At 71.3% G+C, this 6212-nt stretch carries 3 protein-coding genes and 1 pseudogene; 2 read left to right on the forward strand and 2 right to left on the reverse strand.

The genetic code is table 11. The features are described from left to right. Positions 1–132: 132 nt before the first annotated feature. A complete protein-coding gene (locus tag CED_RS16225; RefSeq protein ID WP_035911978.1) occupies positions 133–1788 on the reverse strand; it encodes an acyltransferase in 1656 nt (551 codons plus the stop codon). A 193-nt stretch (positions 1789–1981) separates the two neighbouring features. Continuing rightward, positions 1982–3283, reverse strand: a pseudogene (locus CED_RS16230) (glycosyltransferase family 39 protein). A gap of 189 nt (positions 3284–3472) precedes the next feature. On the opposite strand from CED_RS16230, the gene CED_RS16235 reads away from it, so the two are divergent. Both CED_RS16235 and CED_RS16240 read left to right on the forward strand, forming a co-directional pair. Then, positions 3473–5839, forward strand: a complete 2367-nt coding sequence (locus CED_RS16235; protein WP_235187112.1) for an acyltransferase family protein — start codon at positions 3473–3475, stop codon at positions 5837–5839. Between the two features lie 64 nt (positions 5840–5903). Beyond that, positions 5904–6212: GDP-mannose 4,6-dehydratase (locus CED_RS16240; protein WP_035911982.1), on the forward strand; the 309-nt coding region annotated here is incomplete at its 3' end.

Below are 6212 nucleotides of genomic sequence, written 5' to 3' on the forward strand. Positions count from 1 at the left end.
GGACGGGACACGACAGGGACTGACGGCGCAGATCGGTTGAAAAGTGGATAAATGGGTGAGTTCGTGGCGTCCGATTCCCGACACCTGCCGACGGCCTGGCCTCGCGGCGCCCGACGCCCGGTCATTTTCGGGTCAGCGCCGGCTCGCCGATCCCCCGCGCTCGGGCCCCCCGCGCTCGGGCCCCCCGCGCTCGGCCGGCTGTGCCCCAGGCCCACCGGGCTGCGGCGCGGGCTGCGGCCCGAGCCATTCCAGACCGTCGAACTCGACCCGGGGCTGCTTCCACCCGGCGCGCGACGCCCGTCCATCCGGCACGCCGGGCAGGTCGGGATCGAGAGACCGGACCGGAGGGGACGGGTCTCGCGCGTCCCGGTCCGTCATGTTCCGTGGTGACATGAGGCCTGACGCGAGTGGCACCGTCGGGCTATCGACGGGCTTTCCGATCACCTCGACCTCGCCCGGCGATCCGCCGGCCCCGCTCACGAGGCCGCCCTCCCCGCCCCTCGCCGCCCCTTCGAAGCGCCTCGCCACCCATCTGTCGGCCCGCCGGGCCCACTCCCGGGAGAGGGTGATGCAGGGACGCTCGATCAAAAAGTGCGTCACGGTGGAGACCCCGACGGTCAGGGTGAGGACCACCAGGAGAAACGGCGGGNAGGGGNTCTTCCACAGCCGCCNGCCGCTGTGCTCCNGCACCAGGNCGATGACGGCCGAGTGCCACAGATAGATGCCGTACGAGATCGCTCCGAGGAAGGCCAGCGGACGGCTGGCCAGCAGCGGCCGCACCCAGCCGCGGTCGCCGTGGCCGAACACCGCCGGGAGCAGCAGGAAGAAGCCGAACAACCCGTAGCCCAGGTGCTTGCCCATGTCCTGGCTCCGCGTGGCTTCGAAGATCGGCACGAGCGGCAGGCCGAGATGCCTGCTCGACACCCAGTAGAAGAACGCGGCGATGCCCCAGCACACCGTGCCCGAGCCGGGCAGCTCCGCCCAGCGCGGCGACCTGCCCTGCCGGGAGTACCAGGCCGAGAGCACGGCGAGCAGCATGCCCATGGCGAACAGGTCCCACCAGACCGGCAGCCAGACGTTCCAGCCGTTCATCCAGGTCTGCGTGGACGGAATCACCAGGTAGTGAACGATCTTGGCGGCGACGAACGTAACCGCGAGCGCGGCGAGTTCCACGCGCAACTGGGCGGCGGGCGGACGGTCCCGCCGCCGCAGCAGCCACGCGTACACCGGTATCGCCAGGTAGAACGCCGCCTCGACGTCCAGGGTCCAGGCCTGGGTGAGGCCCTGGATCGCCCAGTGCTCCTGATAACCCTGGACGAAGAACGCCGTCTGGAGCAGACCGGCCAAGCCGTGCACGCCGACCCGCTTGCTGCTGACCACGGTCAGCGTGACGGCGAGCGCCACCCAGTACAGCGGGACGATCCGCATGAACCGCCGGACCAGGTAGCCGGCGGCGTCCGAGCCGCGGATGCCGGCGAACCGGGCGGCGACGAACGGACGGTAGAGCAGGAACCCCGAGATCAGGAAGAAGACCGCGACACCGATCTCACCCCGGGCGGTGTAGGGGCCCAGCCGGCTGCTGGTGGTGAAACCAGCGGGAAACGCGGTGTGCACGACGACCACGAGGACCGCTGCGATCGCGCGCAGGCCGTCGAAGCCGTCGAAGACGACCTTGGGTGGACGGACCGGCGCGGGAGTGCGCGGTTCGGGGATGGAAGCGGTGCCGGCCGGGCCGGCGGCTGCGCCGGAATCGGCTGCGGCCGTGAGAGAAAGGGCGGGTCCATTCACCGACCGAGCGCCCGGAGATCAGCGAGGTCCGGCACCCAGGCAACGTACCAGTCCGGTGTGCGCGACCACGTCGACACCCCGAGCGAACCCACCCTTTCTACCCGGCCGGACGGTCTACCCGGCCAGCCAGTCCGCGCACAGAAGCCCGCCGGCGGATCCGCACCCAGGGGCCCCGGCCGGCCGGTCCGCGAACCTACCGCGGCACCCGAGCCACTACACGACGCCCGAGCCACCGCGCGGCGGCCGTGATCGCGACGGCGGCGAGCAGCACGATCGCGGGCTCCGCGGCGGCCCGGAACCGGGTCGTCCCGTAGATCGCGACCGAGGCGAGGCTCAGGGCGATCGGCACGGCGAGCAGTGGCAGCAGCACGACCCGGCGGCGGCGCAGCACCACGACCCCGGCGAGCGCCGCGATNTCCAACGGCCACAGCGTGACCATCCCGACCTGGCTGAGGAGCAGGGGGCGCCGCTCGATGGTGTCCAGCCGGGCCTGCTGCCAGGGCCGGTAGACCCCCCACGTCCGACCGAGCCGCGCCGCGGCCACCCGGGGCAGGCTGCGCTCGTTGTGTTTGATGTAGTCGTACGCGGCCCGGCGGTAGAACACATCCCGTTCGGAGCGTTCCTGGGGCGAGGGTGGCAACGCCAGGATGCAGTCAAACGACCACCAGCCGACGTACCGGCCGGAGTAGCTGGCCGGGCAGTGGGTGACCGCCAGGGTGGAGCCGAGCCCGGTGGACAGGTACTCCGGCTCACTGAACCGGGACAGGTTGTAGATGGTCCAGGGCGCGATCGTGAGCGCACTCACCGCCGCCGCGACGGCCACCAGGGCGATCCGGCGCCGCCAGGCGAGTTCACGGGCCGTGGCGACAAGTGGCACCACCAGCACCACGGCGAGCAGCGCCAGTTCCGCTCGCGCGAGCATCACCGCAGCGAGGGCCGCTCCGAGCCAGGCGGCGTCGGCGACTGTCCGCCGGTCTCGGAACCGGTAGGCGGCAAGGATGATCCACGCGCAGGTGAGGATCCCGGTCGTCTCCGACATCAACAGCGGGTCGTTGAGCCACATGCCCGGATAGACAGCGGCGATCCCGGCCGCCACCAGTCCGGTCACGGGGCCGGCGATCCGCCGCCCGGCGAGGGCGACAAGCACGATCGACAGCACGCCGAGCAGACATGAGAACAGCTGGTGGGACAGGAAGCTGGTGAATCCGAGCACCGATGGCACGGCCAGCAGCCCGCTGGTCAGTGGGGGGTGCTGGGCGTCGGGGACGTAGCGGCCGGACAGGGCGAGTTCGTAGGGATCGGGCCAGCCCCGGCCGGCTGCGAAGAGGTTCGCCGCCTCGTGGTAGTAGTACGGGTCCCCCTCCACGACCGCCGGATGCAGCCAGTGGAACAGGTAGAACAGGCGGACGGCGAGACCGAGCAGCCCGATCGCGGCCAGCCACAGGTGCCAGCGCNNGNNNCNNNNCCGCCCCAGCATCGCGGAGAACCCCGACATCACGGGGAATCGAGACGTGGGTTGGCCCGTGGACACCGCCGGCGCCGGGGCCACCATCCGGGGGAGCCCCGCCGTGGTCTCAGACACGCGCGGAAGGTACCAATGTCCCGATAACGGCTCGACACCGCGTCCGCCGCGACAGCGGCGAGCACACCGCGCGTACGTCCTTCCACGCCGCTGCGATTAGCCTTGCCTGTCGTATGTCCTGGCGAGGTCGCAGCCGACGCAACCCCCGGCGACGAGGAGGGAACGAGGCTGACCAGCAACGACGCCGACACCTTCCCGCTCGCCTCCGGTGGGCGCCACCGCCGGGTGGCACCCGGACCGGAGCCCACCGACACCGTCCCGATCAATACCCGCCTGGGCGGGACTCGCCCGGCGCCCGGGGCCACCCGGCCGCCGGCCGGACCTCCCTACCGGTCTCCCGGGACGGTGACGGCACCCGGGGCGAGAGCCCGGGCCGGCACCCGGCCGCGGACCGGCACGCGCGAGGCGACGGGGCCGCTGCGGGTCGAGGAGGATCTCGACGCCACCGGACCCGTGCTCGCGCCGCTCGGGCACTCCCCCGCGCTCGACGGCCTGCGCGCGCTCGCGGTCACGGCCGTCATCGCATATCACGCCGGCGTCTCGTGGATGCCCGGCGGCCTGCTCGGCGTCGACACCTTCTTCGTCCTCTCCGGGTTCCTCATCACCGGCCTGCTGATCGCCGAGTACCGCTACAACCGGCGCATCGACCTTCGCGCCTTCTGGATCCGCCGGTCCCGCCGCCTGATGCCGGCGCTGCTGCTGCTGCTGCTCGGGGNGGCGGCCTACGCCCGCTGGATCGCCTCCCCCGGCGACGTGGGAACCCTGCGGCTGGACGCGCTCTCCACGCTGCTCTATGTCGCAAACTGGCGTTTCGCGCTGTCCGACCAGAGCTACTTCGACCACTTCTCGGCTCCGTCACCTCTGCTGCACACCTGGTCACTGTCCGTTGAGGAGCAGTTCTACGTCCTGTGGCCGCTGATCGTCTACCTGCTGATGCGGCACAGCGCGAAGACCGTGGACCGCTGGCGCCGGCAGCGCCAGAAGGCCCAGTCGCTCGCGCTCACGGTCGCGGTCCTCGGCGCCGAGGCGTCCGCGTTGGTGGGCCTCGCCCTGCTCGTGGTCGGGACGAACCCCTCCCGGATCTACTACGGCACCGACAGCCGCGCCCAGGCCCTGCTGGTCGGGGCCGCCCTCGCCGTCTGGCGGGCCCAGCGGACGACCCCGATCTCCGCCCGGGCCCGGTCGGTCATGTCGGTCGTCGGCTGTGTCGCCACGGCTGCGATGATCCTCCTCTGGACAACGGTGGGTGGGGAGAGCCGCGGACTCTACGCCGGCGGCTTCCTCGGGGTTGCGATCATCGTGATGCTGCTGGTCGCCTCGCTCGTGGAAGCGCCCCGAGGCCCGGTGGCGAGGGTGCTGGCCACCGCCCCGCTGACCTTCGTCGGCCGCATCTCGTACGGCCTGTACCTGTGGCACTGGCCGATCTTCCTCACGCTGACGGCGACCCGCACCGGGACGAACGGCGTGGTCCTGCTGGGGCTCCGCCTCGCCGCCACGCTGGCGATCACACTGGCCTCGTTCCACCTCGTGGAGAACCCGATCCGGCGGGGCAAAGTACGCTTCCCCGTCCCGCGGGTGACGGTGCCCGCCGCCCTGGGCGGGGTGCTCGCGGTGATCCTGCTGGCGACCGCCGGGACGTCGGCGTCGGTGCGCACTCCCGCGGACCTGGAGGCGTTGGCGCGGCGGGCGGCGACCTCCCCACAACCGGCCGTCGCCGTCAAGGCCGGCGGGNANCCCCCGATCAAGGTCCTGCTCGGCGGCGACTCGGTGGCTCTCACCCTGGGGTTCAGCGACTTCTCCTCGATGGCCGCCCAGCAGGGTATGGAGATCCACGACTTCTCCAAGCTGGGGTGTGGCGTCGCACGGGGGATGCAGCGGCGCATCCTCGGCAGCGCCGGTCCCACCACCGACGGATGCGACCAGTGGCCGCAACGGTTCGCCCAACGGGTGAACGAGGTCAACCCCGCGCTCGCGATCCTGCTGGTCGGTCGCTGGGAGGTCACCGACCAGATGCGGGACGGCCGGTGGACGCACATCGGCGATCCGGGGTTCGACGCCTACCTCGGCCGGGAACTCGACCTCGCCATCGACACGCTCGGCGCCAAGGGTGCCAAGGTGGTGCTCCTGACGACCCCGGTGTTCAAGCCGACCGAGGCGCCGAACGGCGGCATCTACCCGGAGACGAAGGCCGAACGGGTGGTGCGGTTCAACGCGCTGCTGCGGGCCGCGGCGGCTCGCCATCCCGGCGTCACCGTGATCGACATCACGTCAATTCTCACTCCGGGTGACAAGTACGTCGACGAACTGGACGGTGTCCGGCTACGCGACGACGACGGTGTGCACATCTCCAATGGCGGTGCCCGACGGATCGGTGTCGCGATCATTCCCCAGCTTCNCCGGATCGCCCGGGGAGCAGCGGCCGCCGCACCCGCGCCGACCACGCCGACCACGGGAGCGGGACCCGGCTGACCCGCCCGCTTTACCCGACGCTAACCTTCCGCCCAGTACCGGGCGGTCTACAGGAGGATTCGACGTGCCTCGCGCGCTGATTACCGGGATTACCGGTCAGGACGGGTTGTATCTGGGTGAGTTGCTGACCGCGAAGGGTTATGAGGTGTTCGGGTTGGTGCGGGGGCAGTCGAACCCGAAGGTGGCGACGGTGGAGCGGCTGGTGCCGGGGGNGGTGTTGTTGGAGGGGGATCTGACGGATCTTCCGTCGTTGATCGGGGCGGTGGAGATCTCGCAGCCGGACGAGGTGTACAACCTGGGGGCGATCTCGTTCGTGGGGTTGTCGTGGAAGCAGGCGGAGCTGACCGGGGAGACGACGGGGATGGGGGTGCTG

This window comes from Frankia sp. CeD (assembly GCF_000732115.1).
GTDB lineage: Bacteria > Actinomycetota > Actinomycetes > Frankiales > Frankiaceae > Frankia > Frankia casuarinae.